Source organism: Cognatiluteimonas lumbrici, from assembly GCF_006476065.1.
Taxonomy (GTDB): Bacteria; Pseudomonadota; Gammaproteobacteria; order Xanthomonadales; family Xanthomonadaceae; genus Cognatiluteimonas; species Cognatiluteimonas lumbrici.
This window is the reverse complement of sequence record NZ_ML636798.1, coordinates 864,795-887,825: the sequence shown is the minus strand read 5'-3', so window position 1 is coordinate 887,825 and position 23,031 is coordinate 864,795. Positions and strand designations below refer to the sequence as shown.

Here is a 23,031-nt window from a genome sequence, read left to right as displayed (position 1 = left end):
TCAAATCTTTTGCTCTTCTTCGCCGTAGGCGGTGCGGAGGAGGGCCTGGAAGTGGGCGACGCCGGATTCGCGATCCGGGTGGAGGCGGCCGGGTTCGTAGCTGCCCGAGGCGAGCCCGCGCTGCACGGCCTCGCAGATGCCGAGGTCCTCTTGCTGCACTTCGTCGCTGAAGGCGATGTCGGCGGCGCGGCGGTCGCCGTCGGCAGCCGCGGGCAGGTAATGGGAATCGAATTCGACCCGGCAGCGGTCCACGCCGAGCGGGACCACGCGGTTGGTCTGCAGCCGCCCCGGCAGGATATTGAGCATCGTGTTCGGCCACAGCCAGTAGTACAGCGCGTCGCCGTTGCCGTAGAGGCCGTCGCCGCTCTCGAGCGGGCTCCACTGCAGCGAATGCCAGTCCGAGAGTTCGGTGCGGTAGCTGCGATAGTCGAGCATGCGGTTGAGGGCCGGGTGCACGTGCGGCACGTGGTAGCCCTCGAGGTAGTTGTCGACGTACACCTTCCAGTTGCAGGCGATCTCGTAGGCGGCGTGGTGGTGGCCCTCGTAGTCCTGCAGCGGGTGGGCGTCGCCGATGCGCGCGTCCATGCCGGCCACGAGCGCCTCGAAGGGCATCGCGCGTTCGGCGTCCACGGCCGCGAACACCAGCCCGCGCCATTCGCGCACGGCGAGTCCGGGCAGGCGCACGGACGCGATGTCGAAGCCGTCGGCAGCGTCCATCCCCGGCGCGGACTGCAGCCGGCCGTCGAGGCCGTAGGTCCAGCCGTGGTAGCGGCAGCGCAGCGCCCTGGCGCCCCGACCGTCGCACCAGGCGATCGGTCCGGCGCGGTGCCGGCAGACGTTGTGGAAAGCGCGGACCGCGCCATCGTGGTCGCGCACGGCGATCACCGGCAGGCCGGCGCAGTCCACCACGACGTGGTCGCCCGGCGCGCGCAGCCGGCTGGCGTGCGCGAGGAGGTGCCAGCCGCGGTCGAAGATGGCCGCGCGTTCCAGCGCGACGGTGGCCGGGTCGCAATACCAGCGGGCGGCCAGGGCGACGGCGGGCGCCGCGGCCGCGCGCCCGGGTCCGGGACTACTCGACCCGGACGGTGACGCCGGCATTGAGGCGCACGACGGTGGGCGCGGTCACGGTGCCGTCGGCGCGCCTGTAGAAGACCCGGTACTCGCCCACGGGCAGCCGGCGGATGTTGAACTTGCCGTCCTCCTCGAGGGTGATTTCGCGCTCGAGGCCGCCCCGGGTGGCCTCGACGACGACGGTGTCCCCGGCCTTGGCGACGCCGGTGATGTTGCCGGTGGTGGCCTGGGCGAGCGCCGCGGGCGAGGCCGCGAACAGCAGCAGGAGCGCGATGGCGATGGCACGGATGGAGTTCATTGCGCGGGTTGCTCCCGGTCGGCGTTGGTGTCGGTGTCGGCAGTGGCCACGGCGCCGGTCCAGCCGCAGCTCTGGCCTTCGTTCTGCTGCTGCAGCCATTCCTGCAGCGGCGCGAAGTACTCGAGCACGGCGGAGGCGTCCATCTGCTCGCCGCCGGTCAGTTCCTTCAGCGTCTTCTGCCAGGGCTGGTGCGAGCCCTGCTCGAGCATGGCCAGGAACTTCTCGCCCGCGGCCTTGTTGCCGTAGAAGCTGCATTCGTACAGCGGGCCCTTGAAGCCGGCCGCGTCGCACAGCGCCTTGTAGAACTGGAACTGCAGCACGTGCGAGAGGAAGTAGCGGGTGTACGGCGTGTTGCCCGGCACGTGGTACTTGGCGCCCGGGTCGAAGAATTCCTCGCCGCGCGGCTGGATCGGGGCCACGCCCTGGTACCGGGCCTTCAGGTCCCACCACGCCTTGTTGTATTCGTCGGGGGTGATCGAGCCGTCGAACACGCCCCAGCGCCAGCGGTCGATCATCAGGCCGAAGGGCAGGAACGCGACCTTGCTCAGCGCCATGCGCATCTGCGCGTTGATCAGCGCCTCGTGCGACTGCTGCTGGGCATCCACCAGGTCGATCGAGGCCAGGTACTGGGGAGTCATCGCCAGCACGATGGTGTCGCCGATGGCCTCGTGGAAGCCGTCGTGCGCGCCGCCCTGGAAGATCGGCGGTTGCGCGTTGTAGGCCAGGTAGTAATAGACGTGGCCGAGCTCGTGGTAGATGGTGGTGAAGTCTTCCTCGTTCGGCTTGATGCACATCTTGGTGCGCACGTCGGGGCCGACCGCCTCCTGGCCCTCGCCCGCGGGGCTGCCGCCCAGGTTCATGTCCCAGGCGCTGGCGTGGCAGACCACGTCGCGGTCGCGCGGCTTGATGAACTGGGTCTTCTCCCAGTAGCTCTCCGGAAGCTGCGGCATCCCCAGCGAGACGTAGAAGTCCTCGGCGCGACGGGTCATCTCGACCGCGGTGGCGCGCTGCGCGGCGCGCTCGGCCTCGACCCGGGCGGCGCCGTCCGTGGGATCGGCCAGGCGCTCCAGCTCCTCCATGTAGTTCTGGCGGTGCCGTGCCTGCAGCGCGGCGGTGATGTCGAGGCTGCCGGCGCCCGGGTAGGGCTGCAGCATGTCCCACAGGTTGCTCCAGTCCTGCTGCCACATGTTGCCCATCAGCGGCGCCGGCAGCATGCCGCCGGCGACCTGGCCGCGGTCCTGGCCATACTTCGCCACCAAGCGGGTGCGCGCGTAGCAGTGCAGCTGCTCGTACAGCGGCTTGACCTGGCTCCACAGGCGGTCGGTCTCGGCCGCGATCTGCGCCGGCGCCATGTCGTACCCGGAGCGCCAGACCTCGCCGGCGTCCGCGAAGCCCATGTCCTTGGCGCCCTCGTTGACCAGCTGCACGAAGCGCACGTAGTCCTCGCGCATCGGCACCGAGATGGTGTGCCAGCCGCGCCAGGCGTCGAGCTGGGCCTCGTAGTCGCGGTTGTTGCGCAGCACGTCCTCGAGCTCGCCGAGCTGCCGGCACTCCTTCTGCTCGCCTTCGCCCTTGCAGTAGGTGCCGGAGCCATACATGCCCTCCATGCGGGTGGCGATGCGGGTGAGCTCGGCGAGCTTGGCGGGGTCGCGCGGCGCCGGCATCGAGGTCATCAGCTTGAGCATGCCGATGGCGCGCGCGGTGTCGGCCGACATCTGCTGGCCCTCGAAACGGCGCGACTGCTCGATCCAGCCGTTGAGGCGGGTCAGCCAGCGCTCGTGGGCCTTGGCCGCGACCAGCTCGCTGTCGCCGTTGATGTAGGTGGACGAGAGCCACTGCGCCGAACTCAGCTCGGTGTAGATCTCGCGCATCTCGCGGTTGACGCGCGCGACGAACTGGTCGGCGGTCTCGTCCGCCGGTGCCTGGGTGGAGGGCGACGCCGCGTCGCCCGGGCTGGGCGAGCGGCTGCATCCGGCGAGCGCCAGCGCGAAGGCCGCGGCGGCGACGGCGAGCAGGGCGGTGCGGTGCTTGGGCTTGCGGGGCAGGGACTTCATGGCGCGATCCTGTCGGGGAATGCCTGCGAGGCTAGAGGGGCGTGGCGGGGGGCGCAAGCGTGCGTTCCGGCGTGGCCAGCCCGGCGCGCTGCAGCCAGGCCCAGGCAGCGTCGGCGTCGCGCTCGAAATAGGCGCGGGCGGAACCGAGGCGGAAGGTGTAGCCCCAGGCGTCCATGTCGGCGAGCACGCGCGCGGCGCCGACCCCGGGCAGGGCATCGCCGAGCAGTGCCTGCAGCACGCAGACCGCGTCCTCTTCCTCGATCGAATCGGTGGCGTCGGTGTGCACCGCGGCGCGGCGCTCGGGGGGCAGCACGACCAGGTGCGCGGCCTCGTGCAGCAGCGAGTGCACCGGGGTGTCGCCGCGCGCGTACACGGTGCTGCCGACGAGCCCGGCCTCGGGCTCGCCCCAGTAGCTCCCCGGGATCGGCGCGCCGTCGGCGACCCGCTCCAGCCGCAGTCCGTAGCGTTCGAGCAGCGCCACCACGGAGTCCGTCGAAATATCCCGTAGCCGCAGGACCGTCACTGTAGGAGCGGCGCTCGCGCCGCGATTCCTTCCCTCATGCCGTGGCGGCGCGCCCGTCCGGCAGCGACACCGAGATGTCGAGCACGTCGTGCTCGCCGTCCTTGACCAGGTCCACCTTGACCGCCTCGACGTCCACGTTGACGTACTTGCGGATCACCTCGAGCAACTCGCGGCGCAGCAGCGGCAGGTAGTCGGGGCCGCCGTGGATGCTGCGTTCCTGGGCGATGATGATGCGCAACCGGTCCTTGGCGATGGATGCGGTGTTCTTCTTCGCCCGCAGGAAATCGAACATGCCCATGCTCAACCTCCGAAGAGCTTGCTGAAGAAGCCCTTCTTGTCGGCCTGGGTGAAGCGCATCGGCCGCTGCTCGCCCATCAGGCGGGCCACGGCGTCGTCGTAGGCCTGTCCGGCCGGCGATTCCATGTCGAGGATGACGGGTTCTCCCTTGTTGGATGCGTTGAGCACGTCGCCCGATTCGGGGATCACCCCGATGGTCTTGAGGCCGAGCACTTCCTCGACGTCGCCGACCGAGAGCATCTCGCCGGTCTCCACCCGCGACGGGCTGTAGCGGGTGAGCAGCAGGTGCTCGGCGACGCGCTCGCCGTTCTCGGCGCGGCGGGTCTTGGAGGCGAGCAGGCCGAGGATGCGGTCGGAGTCGCGCACCGAGGAAACCTCGGGGTTGACCACGACGACCGCCTGGTCGGCGAAGTACATGGCGAGGAAGGCGCCCTTCTCGATCCCGGCCGGCGAGTCGCAGACGATGTACTCGAAGCCGTCCGCGTCGAGGTCCTTCAGCACCTTCTCGACGCCTTCCTTGGTCAGCGCGTCCTTGTCGCGCGTCTGCGAGGCGGCCAGCACGTACAGGTTCTCGAAGCGCTTGTCGCGGATCAGCGCCTGCTTGAGCGAGGCCTCGCCCTGGATCACGTTGACGAAGTCGTAGACCACCCGGCGCTCGCAGCCCATGATCAGGTCGAGGTTGCGCAGGCCGACGTCGAAGTCGATGACAGCGACCTTCTTGCCGGCGCGGGCGAGGCCGCAGGCGAGGGATGCGCTGGTGGTGGTCTTGCCGACGCCGCCCTTGCCGGACGTGACTACGATGATTTCAGCCAATGTGGGTCTCCTGTGCGCGCGGCGGCGCTGGGTCGGAAGGCTATAGGGTTCAATCCATCGCGGCAACGCGCAGCTGGCCGTCGTCGAGCCAGACCTGCACCGGCTTGCCGCGCAGTTCCATCGGGATTTCCTCGAGCACCTTGTAGTGGCCGGCGACCGCAACCAGCTCGGCATGGAACTCGCGGCAGAAGATGCGCGCCTTCTCGTTGCCCTGGGCGCCGGCCAGGGCGCGGCCGCGCAGGGCGCCGTAGATGTGGATCGAGCCGTCGGCGATCACCTCGGCGCCGGCGCCCACGGCCGCGAGCACGGTCAGGTCGCGGTTGTCGGCGTAGACCTGCTGCCCGGAGCGGACCGGGGCGGCCTGCATCAGGCCGGGCTCGCCCTTGGGTGGGGGCTGGGGTGCTTGCCTGGGCTGCCTGGTGTCCTCTGTGGGAGCCGCCATGGCGGCGAGCTCTTCGGCCGGGGAAGGGCTCGCCGCCGTGGCGGCTCCCACATCCGGGCTTCGGGTGCCTCCCACAGGCTCGTAGGAGGCCCGGAACTTGGCCAGCAGCGGCAGGCCGAGCTGGCGCGCGAGGGCGTCGTTGTCGCTGGTGCCGTAGGCCAGCGCCACCGGCAGCACGCCGGCTTCGCGCAGGGCGTCGATCAGGGCCCGGGCGGTGTCGCGGTCGGGCGTCTGCGGCAGGCCGCCGAAATCCACCACCACCGCGGCGCGCTCGAACAGCTTCGGCGCCCGCGCCACCCGGTCGCGCATCTCGTCGGCGAGCCTGGCGACGTCGAGGGTGCGCACGCGCAGGTTGGCGATGCCGACCTGGCCGATCTTGAGTTCCCCTGCGGGCTCGTAGTCCATCCTCGCCGCGGCCACCTCAGGTCCCCGTGGCGCGCTGCGGCAGGGCCGCGGACAGGTTGCGCGGGGCAGGGATCCAGGGCACGTCGGGCAGGGCGTCGCCGTAGGTGTCGTGCACCCACTGGTAGCTGCACAGCTGCTTGACCTGCATCGAGGCGCGATGCCCCGGGGCGCCGTCGGGCGTGGTCATCACGTGCTGGCCGACCTCGTGGAAGCCGATGCTGCCGTGGAACAGCAGCGCCGGGTCGCTGTCGGCGTCGAGGAACACCTCGCAGGCCAGCACCGGGTGGCGCAGCTCGGCGTGGCTCTGGACGTCGGCGTAGAGCGCGCGCCCGACGCCGCCGCCGCGGCGGCGGCTGGCGACCACGATGCGGTCGATGTAGAAGAAGTCCGGGTAGCGCTCACCGAACCAGCGGAAGTTGCTGCTGTCGTGGTCGGCGCCCGAGGCGAACCCGACCAGGAAGCCCACGAACATGCCATCGCGCTCGGCGACCCGGAAATAGTCGGCTTCCTCGTAGAAGCGGCGGAGTCGCGCCGCGTCCAGCGGCAGGATGGCGGGGCCGGCAGCGTTGTTGAGGGCAAGGACGGAATCCAGCTCGTGCTCGCGCACGTCGCGGATGGAGATCGACATTCCGGGCTCCGGCTCTGAAATTCTGGACTGCGGGCAGGCCCCCATTATCGCACGCCGGCATGACTTTCGTGGGGCCCGCGGGGCCCGCCGGCGGGCTAGGATGCGGCATGATCGGACGCCTCGACCACAGCCAGCTGCTGCGCTATTCCGGCCTGTTCACCTGGGCCGTGATCAGCATGCCGCTGGTGATGCTGTCCCTGCTCCCGGCCGACGATCCCAGCCAGCTCGGCGAGCAGGCGGTGGTGGTCGCCAACATCGGCTGGAAGGCCTGGGCGGCCTATGCCGGCTTCGGGCTGAGCTACTTCTGGCTGACCCGCTCGCTGGGCGGCCGCCGGGTGGGGACCCTGGACTACCTGCTGCTCTTCGTGCTCACCGGCAGCGCGGTGGCGATCAGCTACTACAGCGCCAGCGGCCTGGGCAGCATCCTGCTGATGGTGACCGCCTGCGTGCTGCCCTGGCTGCTGCCGCTGCCGGTCGGGGTGGCCTGGCTGGTGTTCAGCGAGTTCCTGGTGGTGCCGGTCTACGTGCGCTGGCTGGACATGTCCTGGGGCGAGGCGCTGATGCAGTCGCTGCTGTACGCCGGCTACTCGGCCTTCGTGTTCGTCACCAGCCTGGTGGCGCGGCAGCAGGCCAGGGCGCGCGAGGACCAGCGCCGGCTCAACGCCGAGCTGCGCGCCACCCGCGCGCTGCTGGCCGAGAGCGCCCGGGTCAACGAGCGCACCCGCATCTCGCGCGAGCTTCACGACCTGCTCGGGCACCACCTGACCGCCCTCAGCCTCAACCTGGAGGTGGCCGGGCACCTGGTCTCGGGCAAGGCGCACGAGCACGTCAACCAGGCCCACACCATCGCCCGGTTGCTGCTCAGCGACGTGCGCGAGGCGGTCAGCCGGCTGCGCACCGACGACGCCATCGACATGGCCGCGACCCTGCTGCCGCTGGCCGACAACGTCGCCGGGCTGAAGATCGTGCTCGACATGCCGCAGCCGTTCCTGCTCGACGATCCCGAGCGCGGCCACGTGCTGCTGCGCTGCACCCAGGAGATCATCACCAACGCCGTGCGCCATGCCCAGGCGGCCGAGCTGCGCCTGAACTACCGCTTCGAAGGCCGCACGGTGACGCTCCGGGCGCGCGACAATGGGCGCGGCGCCGAGCAGCTGGTGGCCGGCAACGGCCTGCGCGGCATCCGCGAGCGGCTGGCGGCGTACGGCGGCCGGGTGGAGATCCGCACCCGGCCGGGCGAGGGCTTCGGGATCGACATCGCGTTGCCGCTGGACGACGCGCCGAAACAGCTTCAGGGAGCAACCGCATGATCCGCATCTGCCTGGTCGACGATCAAACCCTGGTACGCCAGGGCATCCGTTCGCTGCTGTCGCTGGCCGAGGGCGTCGAGGTGGTGGCCGAGGCCGCCGACGGCAAGCAGGCCGTGGAGATGATCCCCGGGCTCAAGCCGGACGTGGTGCTGATGGACATGCGCATGCCGGTGATGTCCGGGCTGGAGGCGCTGCAGGCGCTGGCGCGGCTCGACGCGCTGCCGCCGACCATCATCCTGACCACCTTCGACGACGACCAGCTGGTGCTGGCCGGACTCAAGGCCGGGGCCAAGGGCTACCTGCTCAAGGACGTGTCGCTCGAGCAGCTGGTCGGGGCCATCCAGACGGTGGCCGCAGGCGGATCGCTGGTGCAGCCGGCGGTGACCCAGCGCCTGCTGTCGGGCCTGGAGCACATGCGCAACGAGTTCGTCAGCCTCGACCGGCCGGACCCGCTGACCGACCGCGAGACCGAGATCCTGCGCCTCATGGCCTCGGGCTTCTCCAACAAGGAGATCGCCAACTCGCTCGGCGTGGCCGAGGGCACGATCAAGAACCACGTCTCCAACATCCTCAGCAAGCTGGGCGTGCGCGACCGCACCCGGGCCGTGCTCAAGGCCTTCGAACTGCAGCTGGTCTGAGCAGGGAAACCGCGAAACGGGGCATGACTCGCGTCCGGATGTCTTGCTACGATTAGGGGTCTGCGCCCCCGGCTACCGGCCGGCCGGGCGGCACCTGGAGAACCTGAATGACCCGCATCATCGAGATCCTGATTTCGCTCGCGATCGTCCTTGCGCTGTTCCTGCTGGTCGGCCTGGTGCTGCCCTCGAGCCGGCACATCGAGGAAAAGGTCGAGACCAACCGCAAGCTGACCATCGTCTACGACACCATCAGCAGCCTGAAGCGCTTCGAGGACTGGAACCCGCTGGTCCTGCGCGACCCCAACGTCGACCTCAACCTGTCCGGCCCCGATTCCGGCGTCGGCGCGCGCCTCGACTACCAGTCGCGCAACAAGCAGCTCGGCGAAGGCAGCTGGGAGATCGTCGAGGCCGTGCCCGGCCGCAGCGTGACCTACAAGCTGACCAACCCGCAGTACGGCACCGACAAGACCATGACGTTCACGCTGCGCCCGACCGGCCGCGGCGGCCGCAACGTCGAGATCACCCAGACCTACGACGTCGACTACGGCTGGAACATCTTCGGCCGCTACGCCGGCCTGTACGTCTCGCGCCACGTCGGCGACGACATGGAGCTGGGCCTGCAGAAGATGGCGAACATGCTGGCGCAGGTGCCGAACGTGGATTACCGCGTGCAGGGCAGCAAGCTGGACAACCTGGCCATCGTCGAGCTTCCGGCGCAGGACCTGCTCGAGGTCGACGCCGGTTCGATCGAGCGCAACAACCAGAAGATCAAGGACTCGATGAAGGCGAACATGGAGTGGATCCGCCGCACCATGGCCGCCAACGACCTCGAGCCGGCCGGCCCGATGCAGATCGTGTCGCTGGAGCTGGGCCGCGAGAACTACACCTTCCGCGTGCGCCAGCCGGTGCGCCGCAAGGGCAGCGGCGCCGACGAGGCGAGCGACGGGACCGAGGCCAACGGGACCGCCGCCGCCGACGAGGCTACCGAAGCGCCCGCCACCGAGGGCGAGGCCGCCGAGGCCGCCGCGGAGCCGGAAGTGCAGTCGCTGGCGAAGATCGCCGCTGCGTCCGGCGAGCCGCTGGAAGGCCTCGAGCTGCTGGGTCCGGTGAAGTACGAGCGCACCCAGCCGGGCCGCTACGCTTCCGCCACCTACGTCGGCTACATGGCGGAGCTGGAGAACGTGCGCAACGCGATCCGCGCCTGGGCCATGACCCAGGACGAGGAGGCGACGCAGTCGTTCGAGGTCTACAAGAACGGCATCGATGCGGCGTTCACCGCCGAGGGCGAGTACGACGTCTACTGGCGCCTCCGTTAAGCCCATGGCCCGCGGCGCCAGCGACCGGCTCGGCGCCTCGGGCGCACTCGCCGCCGCAGGCGCGGTGGCACTCGCGGCCCTTGCCTCCCATGTGGCGCAGGGGCCGGACCAGGCGCGGCTGCATCTTGCGGCCGCGCTTGCGTTCGGGCACGGCGTGGCGCTCGTCGCGCTGTCGCCCGGCACCCGCGACCGACGCATCGGCCGGGTCGCGCTCTGGCTGATCCTGGCCGGCATGTTGCTGTTCTCGGGCAGTCTGGTCGGCGTAGCGTTCGCGGGCACCGCGACGACGCTGGCGCCGTTCGGCGGCATGGCCATGATCGGCGGCTGGGTGCTGCTCGCCGTCGACCGCTGGCGGGGCTGAGCCGTGCCACGCTACTCCCGCGGATTCGACACCGAAGCGGCCCGCGATTACCTCGCGCGCAAGGACCGCAGGCTGGGCGCGTGGATGCGGCGCATCGGCCCGATCGAACCCGACCCGCGCTGGCGCGCGCGCTTCGACCCGGTGGACGCGCTGGCGCGCGCGATCCTCTACCAGCAGCTGAGCGGCAAGGCCGCGGCCACCATCACCGGCCGGGTGGAGCAGGCGATCGGCAGCAAGCGGCTGCACTTCGACACCCTGGCGCGGATCGACGATGCCGGGCTGCGCGCCTGCGGCGTCTCCGGCAACAAGACCCTGGCGCTGCGCGACCTGGCGCGGCGCGAGGAGGCAGGCGAGATCCCCGACCTGCGGCGCATGTCCACGATGCACGACGACGAGATCGTCGCCGCGCTGGTCCCGATTCGCGGCATCGGCCGCTGGACGGTCGAGATGATGCTGATGTTCCGGCTCGGCCGCCCGGACGTGCTTCCCGTGGACGACCTCGGCATCCGCAAGGGCGCCCAGGCCGTGGACAAGGCCGGGGCGATGCCGACGCCGAAGGCGCTCGCCGCCCGCGGCGAGCGCTGGGGCCCGTACCGCACCTACGCCAGCCTCTACCTGTGGCGGATCGCCGACCAGGCCACCGCCGCGAAGACCCCGACGCCGCGCTCCCAGGGGTGAGAAGCGGCATTGACAACGAACCCGTCGCCCGCGAAAATGCGCGGCTCGCACCTGCCCAGGTGGCGGAATTGGTAGACGCACTAGTTTCAGGTACTAGCGGGTAAAACCGTGGAGGTTCGAGTCCTCTCCTGGGCACCAGATGTCACGGAACGACCCTCGGGAAACCGGGGGTTTTTTCTTGCCAGCGCGGCGCGCCCGGCGCGCTAGATGTTGCTCTCTTCCGGCGGGACGTCCGTGGCCAGCGGCGCGCTGCCGCCGCCGCCGGCGTCGCTGGCGCAGCCGCAGCCGACGCCGTAGCAGGCCATGGACAGCGAGCCGAACGCGTAGCCGTCCACCAGGACTTCCGGGGTCTCGTCCGTGGCCGCGGCGAACCCGGCGACGTACAGCAAGGGCAGGAAGTGCTCGGGCGTGGGCGCGGACATCGCGTAGTCGCGGTGTGCGACCAGTGCGGCGGCGTCGCCCGGCCGTTCCAGCATCACCTGGCGTGCGTGCTCGTCGAAGCGCCGGTTCCAGTCGAACGCACCGTCGGTGTTGCGCCAGTCGATCGCGCGCAGGTTGTGGACCACGTTGCCGCTGCCGAGCAGCAGCACGCCGCTGTCGCGCAGCTTCGCCAGTTTCGCGCCGAGCGCCAGGTGGTACTCCGGTGGCTTCTGCGCGTTGATGGAGAGTTGCACGACCGGGACGTCGGCGTCGGGGAAGGCGTGCACCAGCACCGACCACGCGCCGTGGTCCAGGCCCCAGACGTCGCGGTCGGCGCCGACGAAGTCGGGACTGGCCGCGTCGGCGACCTCCTCGGCCAGTTCCGGCAGCCCGGGCGCGGGGTACTGCACGTCGAACAGCGCTTGCGGGAAGCCGAAGAAGTCATGGATGGTCTTCGGCCGGGCCATCGCGGTCACCGCGGTGGTGTTGACGAACCAGTGCGCCGAGACCACCAGCACTGCGCGCGGGCGAGGCACCGAGGCGCCAAAGGCGTGCCACGCATTGCTGTAGCGGTTGCGCTCCAGGGCGTTCATCGGGGTTCCGTGCCCGAGGAACGCCGCCGGCATCGGTCGAGGCGTTGCCATGGCCGGGATGGTAGTCCTTATTGCGGAGACGGGGCGTCGACGCCCGCGGTGTACCATCGCCGCGATGAACAAGCCCCCCAGCAAGCGTGGCGGCGGACGCGGCGGCAAGCCGCGCAAGCCCGCCGGAAACCGCGCCGCACCCGGCAAGAAGAAGCTTCCCTCCTGGATGCCCGACCCCGGCCTGGCCCGCGCGATGGGCAAGCCCGCCTCCGCGCCGGCGCCCGCGACGCCCGCAGCCGACCCGCACGCCGAGCGCGAGGCCCAGCGCTACGAACAGCCGATCGCCAGCCGCGAGATGATCCTGCATACGCTGGCCGCGCACGACGGTCCGCTGGCGGCCGACGCGCTGGCCGATGTCCTCGGCATCGACGACCCCACGCGGCGCGACGCACTCGACAAGCGCCTGCGCGCGATGCTGCGCGACGGCCAGCTGCTGCAGAACCGGCGTGGCGGATTCGTGCCGGCCGAGCGCGCGGACCTGATCGCCGGCACCGTGATCGCCAACCCCGACGGCTTCGGCTTCCTGCGCCCCGAGAGCGGCGAGGGCGACGACCTGTTCCTGCCACCGTACGAGATGCGCAAGGTGCTGCACGGCGACCGCGCGCTGGCCAGCGTCACCGGCCTGGACCGTCGCGGCCGCCGCGAGGGCGTGATCGTCGAGGTGCTGGAGCGCCGGCTCAACCGGCTGATCGGGCGCTTCATCGTCGAGGCCGGGATCGGCTACGTGCAGCCGGACGACGCCCGCATCCAGCGCAACGTGCTGATCCCGCCGGACGCCAACCTGGACGCGAAGCCCGGGCAGCTGGTGGTGGCAGAGATCACCCAGCCGCCGGACGCGCGCAGGCCCCCGATCGGCAAGCTGGTGGCGGTGCTGGGCGACAAGCTGACCGCCTCGCTGGCGGTGGAGGCGGCGATCTACGGCCACGAGATCCCGCACGAGTTCCCGGAAGAAGTGATCGCGCAGGCGACCGCGGTGCCGCTGGAAGTGCAGCCGGCCGAGATCGAGGGCCGGGTGGACCTGCGCGACACGCCGCTGGTCACCATCGACGGCGAGGACGCCAAGGACTTCGACGACGCGGTCTGGTGCGAGCCCAACCGCGACGGCTTCCGGCTGATCGTCGCCATCGCGGATGTCTCGCACTACGTGCGCCCGGGCACGCCGCTGGACGACGAGGCGCAGAAGCGCGCGACCTCGGTGTACTTCCCCGGCTACGTGGTGCCGATGCTGCCGGAGACCCTGTCCAACGGCATCTGCTCGCTCAACCCGAAGGTGGACCGGCTGTGCTTCGTCTGCGACATGCAGGTCGGGCGCGACGGCATTCCCACGAAGTCGAAGTTCTACGAGGCGGTGATGCGCTCGCACGCGCGCCTGACCTACACCCAGGTCTGGAACGCGGTCGGCGACGGCATCCCGGAGGAGGACCGCGAGGCGGCGCTGGCCAGGATCGGGCCGCTGCTGCCGCAGGTGGACCGCCTGCACCAGCTCTACCGCATCCTCGACAAGGCGCGCCAAAAGCGCGGCGCGATCGAGTTCGAGACCAGCGAGGTGCGCTTCGTGCTCGGCCCGCAGGGGGAGGTGACCCAGGCCGGCATGATCCAGCGCAACGACGCGCACAAGCTGATCGAGGAATGCATGATCGCGGCCAACGTGCAGGCCGCGCTGCACCTGCTCGAGTCGGAAGTGCCGGCGCCGTTCCGCGACCACGACAAGCCGCCGGAGGCCAAGTACGCGGACCTCGAGGAGTTCCTCAAGGAGTTCAAGCTGCGGCTGCCTCCGTGGGGCAGGGTGCAGCCGAAGGACTTCCGCAACCTGCTGGAGAAGATCCGCGAGCGGCCCGACGCGGCGCTGCTGGAATCGGTGATCCTGCGCAGCCAGTCGCTGGCGGTGTACGCGCCGGAGAACATCGGCCACTTCGGCCTCGCGCTGGAGGCCTACGCGCACTTCACCTCGCCGATCCGCCGCTACCCGGACCTGCTGGTGCATCGCGCGATCAAGTACGGCCTCACCGGCAAGCGCGTGGACCGTTACACCTACTCGCCGCACGAAATGGCGGCGCTGTCGCTGCAGTGCTCGGAGCGGTCGCGCCGCGCCGACGAGGCCCAGCGCGAAGTGGACGAGCGCTACCGCGCGGCGTGGATGGAGCAGCACGTCGGCGGCGAGTTCGACGGCACCATCAGCGGCGTGACCAGCTTCGGCCTGTTCGTGGAGCTGGACGAGTCCAAGGTCAACGGCCTGGTGCACGTGACCCAGCTGCCGCACGACTACTACCGCTTCGACCCGATCCGCAAGACGCTGACCGGCGAGCGCCGCGGCGGCGAGTACCGCCTCGGCGACCGCGTCCGCATCGTCGTGCTCAAGGCCAGCCTGGAGGAGCGCAAGATCGACTTCCGCCTGGTCGCCGACACCGGCCGCGTCGAACCCCCGACACCCCCGCCCCGCGGCCAGCCCGCCAAGCGCAAGAAAAGCAAATACTAGCCACAGATTCCACAGATGAAAAAAGGATTGGCTCTGCGGCGGACGTTGTCCCGTCGGCGGGTCGGAAGTCGTTGGCTGCGGAAAAATCCTTTTAAAATCAGTGAAATCTGTGGCTGAAAGAATGTGTCTCCCGAGGTCGCGATGAGCAAGGACAGTCAGTGGGTGGCGGGGATCAATGCGGTGGCTTCGGCGATCGAGCATGACGCGGAGCACGTGCGCGAGGTGTTGCTCGAGGCGGGGGCGCGGAATCCGCGGATCACCGAGATCGAGGGCAACGCGCGCCGCCTCGGCATCGAGGTGCGGCGGGTGGCGCAGCAGGCGCTCGACGGCGTCGCCGGCGGCTTGCGCCACCAAGGCGCGGTCGCGCGCTACGCAGCGGCCCGCACCTGGGACGAGCATGAACTGCCGGAGCTGGTCGAGGCCGCCGAAGGCCGCGCGCTGGTACTGGTGCTCGACGGCGTGCAGGACCCGCACAACCTCGGTGCCTGCCTGCGCAGCGCGGCCGCCGCCGGCGCCACCGCGGTGGTGATCCCCAGGGACAAGGCGGTGCAGGTCAACGCCACCGTGCGCAAGACCTCGGCCGGCGCCGCCGACCGCATCCCGGTGGTCCGTTGCAGCAACCTCTCGCGCTGCCTGCGCGAGTTGCAGAAGCTCGGCGTCTGGATCTACGGCCTCGCCGGCGACGTGGACGGGTCGCTGTACGCCCTCGACCTCACCGGCAACGTCGCGCTGGTGCTCGGCGGCGAGGGCGAGGGCCTGCGCAGGCTCACCCGCGAATACTGCGACGGCCTCGCGCGCATTCCGATGCCGGGCGACATGGAGAGCCTCAACGTCTCCGTCGCCGCCGGCGTGGTCCTGTTCGAGGCCGTGCGGCAACGACAGGCGATGTAGGAGCGGCGCCCGCGCCGCGACAGGAGACCCGCATGCCCTGGATCATCCTCACCCTTGCCGGCCTGTTCGAGATCGGCTGGGCCATCGGCCTCAAGTACACCGACGGCTTCACCAGGCTCTGGCCCACGGTCGGTACGGTCGTGTCCATGGCGATCAGCCTCGGCCTGCTCGGGATCGCGATGAAATCGCTGCCGGTCGGCACCGCCTATGCGGTCTGGGTCGGGGTCGGTGCGGTCGGCACCGCGATCCTGGGCATCGTGCTGCTCGGCGAGCCGGCGAACGCCGGCCGCATGATCAGCCTGGGCCTGATCATCGCCGGGATCATCGGACTCAAGCTGGCGTCGTGACGTCGCCAGGTCGCCACTGGTTGGCGATCTTGCAGAAGAGTTCGGCGGTGCGTTCGGCGTCGTAGACGGCGGAGTGGGCCTCGTTCTGGTTCCACTCCAGGCCGGCCGCCTGCAGCGCCCGCGCGAGCACGGTCTGGCCGTAGGCGACGCCGCCCAGAGTCACGGTGTCGAACACGCTGAAGGGGTGGAACGGGTTGCGCTTGTGCTGCACGCGCGCGACCGCGGCGTTGAGGAAGTTGAGGTCGAAGTGGGCGTTGTGGCCGACCAGGATCGCGCGCTGGCAGCCGTGCCGGCGCACCGCCTGGCGTACGGGAGCGAACACGTGGTCGAGCGCTTCCTTCTCCGGCTTCGCCATGCGGAATGGGTGGTCGAGGACGATCCCGGTGACCTCGAGCGACTTGGGGTCGATCTCGGTGCCGGGCGCGGGCTCGAAATGGGCGCAGGCCACCTCGCCGGGAACGAAGCGCCCGGCCTCGTCGAGTTCGATCGGGATCGCCGCCAGTTCCAGCAACGCGTGCCGGTTCCAGTCGAAGCCGCCGGTTTCCACGTCCACGACCACGGGCAGGTAGCCGCGGAAGCGCTCGGCCATGGGGCGGAATGCGGGGGCTTCGGTCATCGGGAAAGCCTAGCATTCCGGCGCGGCCCCGATCGTGGCAGGGTCGCGGCGCGAGCGCCGCTCCTACAACGGGGTGGTGTCGTCGCGCTTCTCGCGCGGGGGCAGGGCATCCTCGCCGGTGACCAGGAACAGCACGTTCTCGGCGATGTTGGTGGCGTGGTCGCCGATGCGCTCGAGGTTCTTGGCCATGAACAGCAGGTGGGTGCAGCCGGTGATGCTGCGCGGATCCTCCATCATGTAGGTGAGCAGCTCGCGGAACAGGCGGGTGTACTCCGCGTCCAGCTCGGCGTCGGACTCGCGCACGCGCTCGGCGGCGGCGGCGTCGTGGTCGCGGTAGGCCAGCATCACCTCGCGCAGCTGGCGCAGCGCAAGGGCACCGAGCGTCGACAGCCCGCGCGCATGCGGCAGCGGCGGCATTTCGTTCAGCGCCAGCGAGCGCTTGGCGACGTTGGCGGCGTAGTCGCCGATGCGCTCGATGTCCGAGGCGATCCGGATCGCGGCCAGGATGCCGCGCAGGTCGCGGGCCAGCGGTCCGCCCAGCGCCAGGCGCATGACGTCGTGGCTGGTCTCCTGCTCGAGCCGGTCGATCGCGGCATCGTTCTCGATCACGCGGCGCGCGGCGTTGTCGTCGCGGCGGCCGACCACGTCCAGCGCGGCCTCGAGCTGGGCCGCCGCCATCCCGCCCATGCGCAGCAGTTCGCCGTGCAGGCGCGTGCGTTCGTCCTCGTGGTGGGTCATCCGAACCTCCCGGTGATGTAGTCCTCGGTCTGCTGCTTCGAGGGGTTGGAGAAGATCGTCTCGGTGGCGCCGTGCTCGACCAGGTCGCCGAGGTACATGAAGGCGGTGAAGTCGGAGACGCGCGCGGCCTGCTGCATGTTGTGGGTGACGATCACGATGGTGTAGTCGCGCTTGAGCTCCTCGACCAGCTGCTCGATGCGCGCGGTGGAGATCGGGTCCAGCGCCGAGGTCGGCTCGTCCAGCAGCAGCACCTCCGGCCGCAGGGCCACCGCGCGGGCGATGCACAGCCGCTGCTGCTGGCCGCCCGACAACCCGAGCGCGTTCTGGCCGAGCTTGTCCTTGACCTCGTCCCACAGCGCCGCCTGGCGCAGCGCCTGCTCGACGCGGTCGGCCATCTCGACCTTCGCCAGGCGCTCGTGGTGGCGGATACCGTAGGCGACGTTCTCGAAGATCGTCATCGGGAACGGCACCGGCTTCTGGAACACCATGCCGACCTTGCTGCGCAGGCGGTTGATCGGGAACGCCGGGTCGAGGATGTCCTCGCCGTCCAGCAGCACCCGGCCCTCCGCGCGCTGTTTCGGATACAGCGCGTAGATGCGGTTGAACACCCGCAGCAGGGTCGACTTGCCGCAGCCCGAGGGCCCGATCAGCGCGGTGACCTGGCGCTCGGGAATGTCGATGTCGACCCCGCGCAGCGCATGGAAGTCGCCGTAGTGGAAGTCCAGCCCGCGGGCCGAGAGCTTGGGGTTCGATGCTTGGATCATTGGCTCAGTCATGGTTGACCCGCTTGCGCGCGACGATCGCGCGCGCCACCAGGCTGGTGAGCAGGACGAACAGGGTCAGCACCAGCGCGCCGGCCCAGGCGATGTCCTGCCAGGAGGTGTAGGGACTGCCGGCGAACTGGTACATCACCACCGGCACGCTGGCCATGGGGTGGGTCACGTCGAGGGTGAAGTACTGGTTGCCGAAGGCGGTGAACAGCAGCGGCGCGGTCTCGCCGGAGATGCGCGCCAGCGCCAGCAGCACGCCGGTGACGATGCCCGGCATCGCCGAGCGGTACAGCACCTGCACCGTGACCTTCCATTGCGGGATGCCGAGCGAAAGCGCGGCTTCGCGCATCTGCACCGGCACCAGCTGCAGCATCTCGTCGGTGGTGCGCACCACCACCGGCAGCACGATGAAGGCCAGCGACAACGCGCCGGCGACCGCCGAGAAACTGCCGCCGGCCTGCTGCACCACCAGCGTGTACACGAACAGGCCGAGCACGATGGACGGCGCCGACAGCAGGATGTCGTTGACGAAGCGGACCACCGTGGCGATCCGCGCCGCGGCGCCGTACTCGGACAGCCAGGTGCCAGCGGCGATGCCGAGCGGGGTGCCGATCAGGATCGCCATCAGGCACATCACCGCGCTGCCGTAGAACGCGTTCCTGAGGCCGCCCTCCGCCATCGGCGGCGGGGTGTCCTGCGTGAACAGCGCCCAGTCGATGCCGGCCAGGCCCTTGGCCACCAGGGTCCACAGGATCCAGCCCAGGAACAGCAGGCCGAGCACCGCAGCGGCGCAGGCGGCGGCCAGCGCGACGGCATTGACCAGGCGGCGGCGGAGGTACAGGTCCATCAGCGCCCCTCCCGCCGCGAGAGCTGGCGCAGCATCAGCCGCGCGATGGCGAGCACGATGAAGGTGACGATGAACAGCACGAAGCCGAGCAGCAGCAGCGCCGAGCGGTAGGTCTCCGTGGCCTCGCCGAAGTCGTTGGCGATCAGCGCGGCGATGGTGGTGCCGGGCTCGAGCAGCGACGCGGTGAAGCGGGTCGAGTTGCCGATCACGAAGGCGACCGCCATGGTTTCCCCGAGCGCGCGCCCGAGGCCGAGGAAGATGCCGCCGATCACCGCAGAGCGGGTGTACGGCAGCACGATGTCCCAGCTCACCTCCCACTTGGTCGAGCCCAGCGCGTAGGCCGACTCCTTGAGCCGGGTCGGCACGGTCAGGAAGACCTCGCGCATCACCGAGGAGATGAAGGGGATGACCATGATCGCCAGCACCATGCCGGCGGTGAGCATGCCGATCCCGATCGGCGGGCCCTGGAACAGCGGCCCGACCACCGGCAGCGTGCCGAGGTGCTCGTTGGCCCAGGGCGTGACGTGCCGGGTCATCACCGGCACCAGCACGAACAGGCCCCACATGCCGTAGATGATGGAGGGGATGCCCGCCAGCAGCTCGATCGCCGTGCCCACCGGGCCGCGCAGCCAGCGCGGCGCGACCTCGGTGAGGAAGAACGCGATGCCGAAGCTCACCGGCACCGCGATCAGCATCGCGATGAACGCCGTGACCAGGGTGCCGTAGATCGGCACCAGCGCCCCGTACCGGTTCTCGACCGGGTTCCAGTCCGCGGTGAAGAAGAAGTCCAGGCCGCTGAGCTGCAGCGCCGCGCGTCCGCCCCAGAGCATGGACAGCGCCGCGCAGGCCAGCGCCAGCAGCACGAACCCCACCGTGGCCAGCAGCACCCACCGGAACACCCGGTCGTTCACTACTCGGCGCCGCCCTTGAACTCCGCCGCCCAGTACTGCTCGATCTGCCCCACCAGCTCCGGCGGCAGCGGCACGTAATCCAGCGCGGCGGCCTGCTGCTGGCCGTTGTGCAGCGCCCACTCGAAGAACGCGCGGGCCGCGGCGCTGCGCTGCGGATCCTTCGGCTCCTCGTACATCAGGATGAAGTTGGTGGCGGTGATCGGCCAGGCGTCGGCACCGCCGGCGTTGGTGATGACCAGGTTGAAGTCCTGGACGCTGCCCCAGTCGGCGGTCGCGGCGGCCGCGGCGAAGGCGTCGGCATTCGGCGCGACGAAGTTGCCGGCGGCGTTCCGGAGCAGGGTGTAGGCCATGTCGTTCTGCAGCGCGTAGGCGAGCTCGACGTAGCCGATCGAGCCTTCGATCTGCTGCACGTACGAGGCGACGCCCTCGTTGCCCTTGCCGCCGACGCCGTCGGGCCACTGCACCGACTTGCCTTCGCCGATGGCCGACTTCCAGGCCGGGCTGACCTTGGTCAGGTAGTTGGTGAAGTTGAAGGTGGTGCCGGAGCCGTCGGAGCGCTGCACCAGGTTGATCTTCATCGCGGGCAGCGCGAGGCCGGGGTTGATCGACGCGATCGCCGGGTCGTTCCAGTGCGTGACCTTGCCCAGGTAGATGTCGGCCAGCAGCGGGCCGGTGAGGCGCAGCTCGCCGGCGGCGATGCCCGGCACGTTGACCACCGGCACCACGCCGCCGATCACCGACGGGAACTGCAGCAGGCCGGCCTCGGCCAGTTCCTCGCTCGACAGCGGCGCGTCGGAGGACCCGAAGTCGACCGTGCCGGCCTTGATCTGGGCGATGCCGCCGCCCGAACCGATGGACTGGTAGTTGACCTTGTTGCCGGTGGCGGCGTGGTAGTCGGCCGACCACTGGGTGATCAGCGGGAAGATGAAGGTGGCGCCGGCGCCGGTGATCTGCGCGGCGACCTTGTCGCCGGCGGCCGCGGGAGCGGTGGCGTCCGCGCCGGAGGCCTGGGTGTTGGCGTCGTCGGACGGGGCGCAGGCGGCGAGCGAGAACGCAACGGCGAAGGCGAGGGCGGTGGTGCGGAGGGACACGTTCATCAGGGGCTCCAGTGGTTGCTGGTGCACATGACAACGCACGCGGGTGACAGCGCCTTTAAGGCTCGATGACAGAACGATGACAGCGCCGGAAACGAAAAGGGCCGGGTGGCGTGCATGGCACGCCGGTCCCGGCCCCCGACGAGATGATGCGCCCTGCTGCTACCAGTGCAACTGCACCCGCGCCTCGATGATCGAGGGATCGTCCGCGACCCCGGCGCGATCGCTGGACACCTTGACGTAGTTGAGCGCGAACTTGAGGTTCTTCTGCCAGTACCAGTTGACCCCGGCAGTCAGGGTGTCGATCGAGCCGCCGGCGACGGCGCCGTCGTCCAGGTCGAGCGTGTCGTAGCGCAGGCCGACCTGCCACAGGCCCTTGCCCGGCTCGGTCGCCTTCGGCGTGGCCGGCACGCCACCCTTGTAGCCCCAGTCCTCGCCGGTCAGGTTCCAGACGCCGCTGACGTAGCCGCCGGTGCCGGTGAAGTCGCCGGTGGCGCCGAGCCGCGAGACCTGCGAGCGCATGTACTCGCCCTGCAGCTTCACCGGGCCGCGCGCCCACAGCGCCTCGAAGCCGGTGGTGGCGACGCGGTCGGCATCGGTAAACGTGCCGGTGTCCACCAACCGGTTGGCCATGTCGGCACCGGGCCGCGCGCGCAGGCGCAGGCTGTCGGCGTCGGTGTCGTGGTCGACGTGGGACACGCCCAGGTGCAGCAGGTTGCCGTCGCCGTTGACCGGCGCCCACCAGCCGCGCACGCCGTAACCGACGCCGTGCGCGCGGTCGCGTGTGAGCTCGCGGCTGAACATGCTGCCCGCCAGCCCCCAGTCGTCGCCCGAGATGCCGCTGCCGACGCCGAGCCGGCGGCCGACGGCGAAGGTGTTGGTCACCAGCGCCTTGGCGATGAAGTCATTGTTCTTGGTGGAGGACAGCTCCTCCATGCTGTTGGGCTGCTTGAACTGGCCGACCTGCAGGTACGGCGAGAAGGCGCCACCGAACCGGTAGCGGCCGTAGGCGTCGAGGAACTTGCCGTCGCCGGACGCGTCGTAGCCGATGGTCCAGTCGAAGCGGCCCGGCCCCTTGCCCTTGAGCACCAGCTCGGCGCGGCGCAGGCCGAAGTCGGTGTCGCTGCCGTCGCCGGCGTCGGCGTCCAGGTCCCTGACGTCGCTGTCGTACCAGTAGCCGTCGGTCTGCACCATGCCTTCGAAGCTGAGTTCGGAGCCGGCGACCGTGCCGAGGTCGATGCCGGCGTGCGCGGCGGGTGCGGCGAGGACGCAGGTGGCTGCGAGCGCGAGGGTCAAGCGGTCGTGTTTCATCAGGGGTCACCCGGAGGGAGCGGAGATGCGGACAGCGTGCCCGCCGCGGGTTTCAGTCCGGTGACAGATTCTTGTCGGGAAAGCGACACAGGTCGGCGATCGGGCAGCGCCAGCACTCCGGCCGCCGCGCCTTGCAGGTGTAGCGGCCATGCAGGATCAGCCAGTGGTGCGCGCCCTGCAGGTACTCCGGCGGCACCACCGCCAGCAGGTTCTCCTCGACCTCGCGCACATTGCGTCCCGGCGCGAGGCCGGTGCGGTTGGAGACGCGGAAGATGTGCGTGTCCACCGCCATGGTCGGCTCGCCGAAGGCGGTGTTGAGGACGACGTTGGCGGTCTTGCGGCCGACCCCGGGCAGCGCTTCCAGTTCCGCGCGCGTGCGCGGCACCTCGCCGCCGTGGCGTTCCAGCAACTGGCGGCACAGGGCGATGACGTTGGCGGCCTTGGTGTTGAACAAGCCGATGCTGGAGATGTAGCGCTTCAGTCCGTCCTCGCCGAGCGCGAGGATCTTCGCCGGTGTGTTGGCGACGGGGTACAGCCGGCGCGTGGCCTTGTTGACGCCGACGTCGGTGGCCTGCGCCGAGAGCACCACCGCGACCAGCAGCTCGAACGGCGTGGAGTACTCGAGTTCGGTCTTCGGGTCCGGGTCGAGCTCGGCCAGGCGCGCGAACAGCTCCTGGATCTCGTCGCGGCGCAACCGCGTGCGGCGCCTGCGCGGCGCCGCTTTCGGCTTAGCGGCGGTCATGGCTTGCGCCCGGCGGCCCTGGCCTTGGCGCGCGCGAGCGCGAGCGCGGCGGCAGGCGGGAGTGCCGTTGTCGCCGTGGGCGTCGCGCCATCCGGCGCCGCTTCGCCCGGTGGTGCCCGCCGCGCCGCGCGTTCGCGCTGGCGCCGGGCCAGGCGCAGGCCGCGCGCCCGGTAGCGCTCGCGCGCGGCGAGCGCGCGCTGGCGCGCCCGGCGCGCGGCTTCCAGCCCGGCGCGGCACTCCGGGCTGCACGCCGGACAGGCGATGCGGTCCTCGAGCAGGCCCAGCGTGATCGCGCCGTCCAGGTCATCGTCGGCCAGGGCCTCCCGCAAGCGGTGCGCGGCGGCGCCGGCAACGGCGTCGCACGCGCAGCAGGGGCAGGGCGCGGCCATC

At 70.4% G+C, this 23,031-nt stretch carries 26 protein-coding genes and 1 tRNA gene; 9 read left to right on the top strand and 18 right to left on the bottom strand.

Annotated elements, in window-relative coordinates; genetic code table 11:
* Genes E4F25_RS04385 through E4F25_RS04350 form a run of 8 tightly spaced genes read right to left on the bottom strand, consistent with a single transcriptional unit; the run spans window position 1 to window position 6,531 of the window.
* Complete coding sequence (locus tag E4F25_RS04385) at window positions 1-1,098, bottom strand: aromatic ring-hydroxylating oxygenase subunit alpha (protein WP_140909002.1); 1,098 nt, start codon at window positions 1,096-1,098, stop codon at window positions 1-3.
* Window positions 1,070-1,369: a carboxypeptidase-like regulatory domain-containing protein gene (locus E4F25_RS04380; RefSeq protein ID WP_140909001.1), complete on the bottom strand. Its 300-nt coding sequence runs from the start codon at window positions 1,367-1,369 to the stop codon at window positions 1,070-1,072. The genes E4F25_RS04385 and E4F25_RS04380 overlap by 29 nt, the downstream gene beginning before the upstream one ends.
* Window positions 1,366-3,423 carry a M2 family metallopeptidase gene (locus E4F25_RS04375; RefSeq protein WP_140909000.1) on the bottom strand — a complete coding sequence of 686 codons (2,058 nt, stop codon included), beginning with the start codon at window positions 3,421-3,423 and terminating at the stop codon, window positions 1,366-1,368. The genes E4F25_RS04380 and E4F25_RS04375 overlap by 4 nt, the downstream gene beginning before the upstream one ends.
* Before the next feature lie 31 nt (window positions 3,424-3,454).
* Window positions 3,455-3,946: a hypothetical protein gene (locus E4F25_RS04370; RefSeq protein ID WP_140908999.1), complete on the bottom strand. Its 492-nt coding sequence runs from the start codon at window positions 3,944-3,946 to the stop codon at window positions 3,455-3,457.
* Window positions 3,947-3,980: 34 nt separating this feature from the next.
* Window positions 3,981-4,244 (bottom strand): cell division topological specificity factor MinE, encoded by a 264-nt coding sequence (gene minE, locus E4F25_RS04365; RefSeq protein ID WP_140908998.1) that lies wholly within the window; start codon window positions 4,242-4,244, stop codon window positions 3,981-3,983.
* 2 nt (window positions 4,245-4,246) lie between these two features.
* On the bottom strand, window positions 4,247-5,056 hold the full coding sequence (minD, locus tag E4F25_RS04360) for a septum site-determining protein MinD (protein ID WP_140908997.1): 810 nt from the start codon (window positions 5,054-5,056) through the stop codon (window positions 4,247-4,249).
* Window positions 5,057-5,105: 49 nt separating this feature from the next.
* Complete coding sequence (minC, locus tag E4F25_RS04355; RefSeq protein ID WP_140908996.1) at window positions 5,106-5,918, bottom strand: septum site-determining protein MinC; 813 nt, start codon at window positions 5,916-5,918, stop codon at window positions 5,106-5,108.
* Window position 5,919: 1 nt separating this feature from the next.
* Complete coding sequence (locus E4F25_RS04350) at window positions 5,920-6,531, bottom strand: GNAT family N-acetyltransferase (RefSeq protein ID WP_140908995.1); 612 nt, start codon at window positions 6,529-6,531, stop codon at window positions 5,920-5,922.
* Between the two features lie 107 nt (window positions 6,532-6,638).
* Here E4F25_RS04350 and E4F25_RS04345 point away from each other — a divergent pair, with 107 nt between their 5' ends.
* The 6 genes from E4F25_RS04345 to E4F25_RS04320 all read left to right on the top strand — a co-directional run bounded on the left by E4F25_RS04345 (window position 6,639) and on the right by E4F25_RS04320 (window position 10,972).
* Complete coding sequence (locus tag E4F25_RS04345) at window positions 6,639-7,841, top strand: sensor histidine kinase (RefSeq protein ID WP_140908994.1); 1,203 nt, start codon at window positions 6,639-6,641, stop codon at window positions 7,839-7,841.
* A complete protein-coding gene (locus E4F25_RS04340; protein ID WP_140908993.1) occupies window positions 7,838-8,479 on the top strand; it encodes a response regulator in 642 nt (213 codons plus the stop codon). Before E4F25_RS04345 ends, E4F25_RS04340 begins: the two co-directional genes overlap by 4 nt.
* A 107-nt stretch (window positions 8,480-8,586) precedes the next feature.
* The gene (locus E4F25_RS04335; protein ID WP_140908992.1) at window positions 8,587-9,795 is read left to right on the top strand and encodes a polyketide cyclase; all 1,209 of its coding nucleotides are present in this window, start codon (window positions 8,587-8,589) and stop codon (window positions 9,793-9,795) included.
* 4 nt (window positions 9,796-9,799) lie between these two features.
* Window positions 9,800-10,156 carry a DUF423 domain-containing protein gene (locus tag E4F25_RS04330; RefSeq protein WP_140908991.1) on the top strand — a complete coding sequence of 119 codons (357 nt, stop codon included), beginning with the start codon at window positions 9,800-9,802 and terminating at the stop codon, window positions 10,154-10,156.
* A gap of 3 nt (window positions 10,157-10,159) precedes the next feature.
* Window positions 10,160-10,834 carry a DNA-3-methyladenine glycosylase family protein gene (locus E4F25_RS04325; RefSeq protein ID WP_140908990.1) on the top strand — a complete coding sequence of 225 codons (675 nt, stop codon included), beginning with the start codon at window positions 10,160-10,162 and terminating at the stop codon, window positions 10,832-10,834.
* Window positions 10,835-10,887: 53 nt separating this feature from the next.
* Window positions 10,888-10,972, top strand: a tRNA-Leu gene (locus E4F25_RS04320).
* Window positions 10,973-11,037: 65 nt separating this feature from the next.
* Here E4F25_RS04320 and ygiD read toward each other — a convergent pair.
* Window positions 11,038-11,898 (bottom strand): 4,5-DOPA-extradiol-dioxygenase, encoded by an 861-nt coding sequence (gene ygiD / locus E4F25_RS04315; RefSeq protein WP_246069745.1) that lies wholly within the window; start codon window positions 11,896-11,898, stop codon window positions 11,038-11,040.
* A 64-nt stretch (window positions 11,899-11,962) separates the two neighbouring features.
* Here ygiD and rnr point away from each other — a divergent pair, with 64 nt between their 5' ends.
* The 3 genes from rnr (at window position 11,963) to sugE (ending at window position 15,612) form a co-directional block, all read left to right on the top strand.
* Entirely contained in the window at window positions 11,963-14,374 is a 2,412-nt protein-coding gene (rnr, locus tag E4F25_RS04310) for a ribonuclease R (RefSeq protein WP_407062804.1), read from the top strand.
* Window positions 14,375-14,515: 141 nt separating this feature from the next.
* On the top strand, window positions 14,516-15,265 hold the full coding sequence (gene rlmB / locus E4F25_RS04305; RefSeq protein WP_140908989.1) for a 23S rRNA (guanosine(2251)-2'-O)-methyltransferase RlmB: 750 nt from the start codon (window positions 14,516-14,518) through the stop codon (window positions 15,263-15,265).
* A gap of 32 nt (window positions 15,266-15,297) precedes the next feature.
* On the top strand, window positions 15,298-15,612 hold the full coding sequence (gene sugE, locus E4F25_RS04300) for a quaternary ammonium compound efflux SMR transporter SugE (RefSeq protein ID WP_140908988.1): 315 nt from the start codon (window positions 15,298-15,300) through the stop codon (window positions 15,610-15,612).
* On the opposite strand, the gene rnt is transcribed toward sugE, so the two are convergent.
* From rnt to E4F25_RS04255, 9 genes are all read right to left on the bottom strand, one after another.
* Window positions 15,596-16,228, bottom strand: a complete 633-nt coding sequence (gene rnt, locus E4F25_RS04295; RefSeq protein ID WP_140908987.1) for a ribonuclease T — start codon at window positions 16,226-16,228, stop codon at window positions 15,596-15,598. The genes sugE and rnt overlap by 17 nt on opposite strands.
* 63 nt (window positions 16,229-16,291) lie before the next feature.
* A complete protein-coding gene (gene phoU, locus E4F25_RS04290) occupies window positions 16,292-16,966 on the bottom strand; it encodes a phosphate signaling complex protein PhoU (protein WP_140908986.1) in 675 nt (224 codons plus the stop codon).
* On the bottom strand, window positions 16,963-17,742 hold the full coding sequence (gene pstB / locus E4F25_RS04285) for a phosphate ABC transporter ATP-binding protein PstB (protein ID WP_140908985.1): 780 nt from the start codon (window positions 17,740-17,742) through the stop codon (window positions 16,963-16,965). Before pstB ends, phoU begins: the two co-directional genes overlap by 4 nt.
* Window positions 17,735-18,583 (bottom strand): phosphate ABC transporter permease PstA, encoded by an 849-nt coding sequence (gene pstA / locus E4F25_RS04280; protein WP_140908984.1) that lies wholly within the window; start codon window positions 18,581-18,583, stop codon window positions 17,735-17,737. Before pstA ends, pstB begins: the two co-directional genes overlap by 8 nt.
* The gene (gene pstC, locus E4F25_RS04275) at window positions 18,583-19,527 is read right to left on the bottom strand and encodes a phosphate ABC transporter permease subunit PstC (protein WP_140910316.1); all 945 of its coding nucleotides are present in this window, start codon (window positions 19,525-19,527) and stop codon (window positions 18,583-18,585) included. Before pstC ends, pstA begins: the two co-directional genes overlap by 1 nt.
* Window positions 19,494-20,591, bottom strand: coding sequence for a phosphate ABC transporter substrate-binding protein PstS (gene pstS, locus E4F25_RS04270; RefSeq protein WP_140908983.1), 1,098 nt, complete (start codon window positions 20,589-20,591; stop codon window positions 19,494-19,496). The genes pstC and pstS overlap by 34 nt, the downstream gene beginning before the upstream one ends.
* Before the next feature lie 159 nt (window positions 20,592-20,750).
* Window positions 20,751-21,899: an OprO/OprP family phosphate-selective porin gene (locus E4F25_RS04265; RefSeq protein ID WP_140908982.1), complete on the bottom strand. Its 1,149-nt coding sequence runs from the start codon at window positions 21,897-21,899 to the stop codon at window positions 20,751-20,753.
* Window positions 21,900-21,951: 52 nt separating this feature from the next.
* Window positions 21,952-22,641: an endonuclease III gene (gene nth / locus E4F25_RS04260; protein WP_140908981.1), complete on the bottom strand. Its 690-nt coding sequence runs from the start codon at window positions 22,639-22,641 to the stop codon at window positions 21,952-21,954.
* On the bottom strand, window positions 22,638-23,030 hold the full coding sequence (locus E4F25_RS04255; RefSeq protein ID WP_140908980.1) for a hypothetical protein: 393 nt from the start codon (window positions 23,028-23,030) through the stop codon (window positions 22,638-22,640). Before E4F25_RS04255 ends, nth begins: the two co-directional genes overlap by 4 nt.
* Between the last annotated feature and the right edge of the window lies 1 nt (window position 23,031).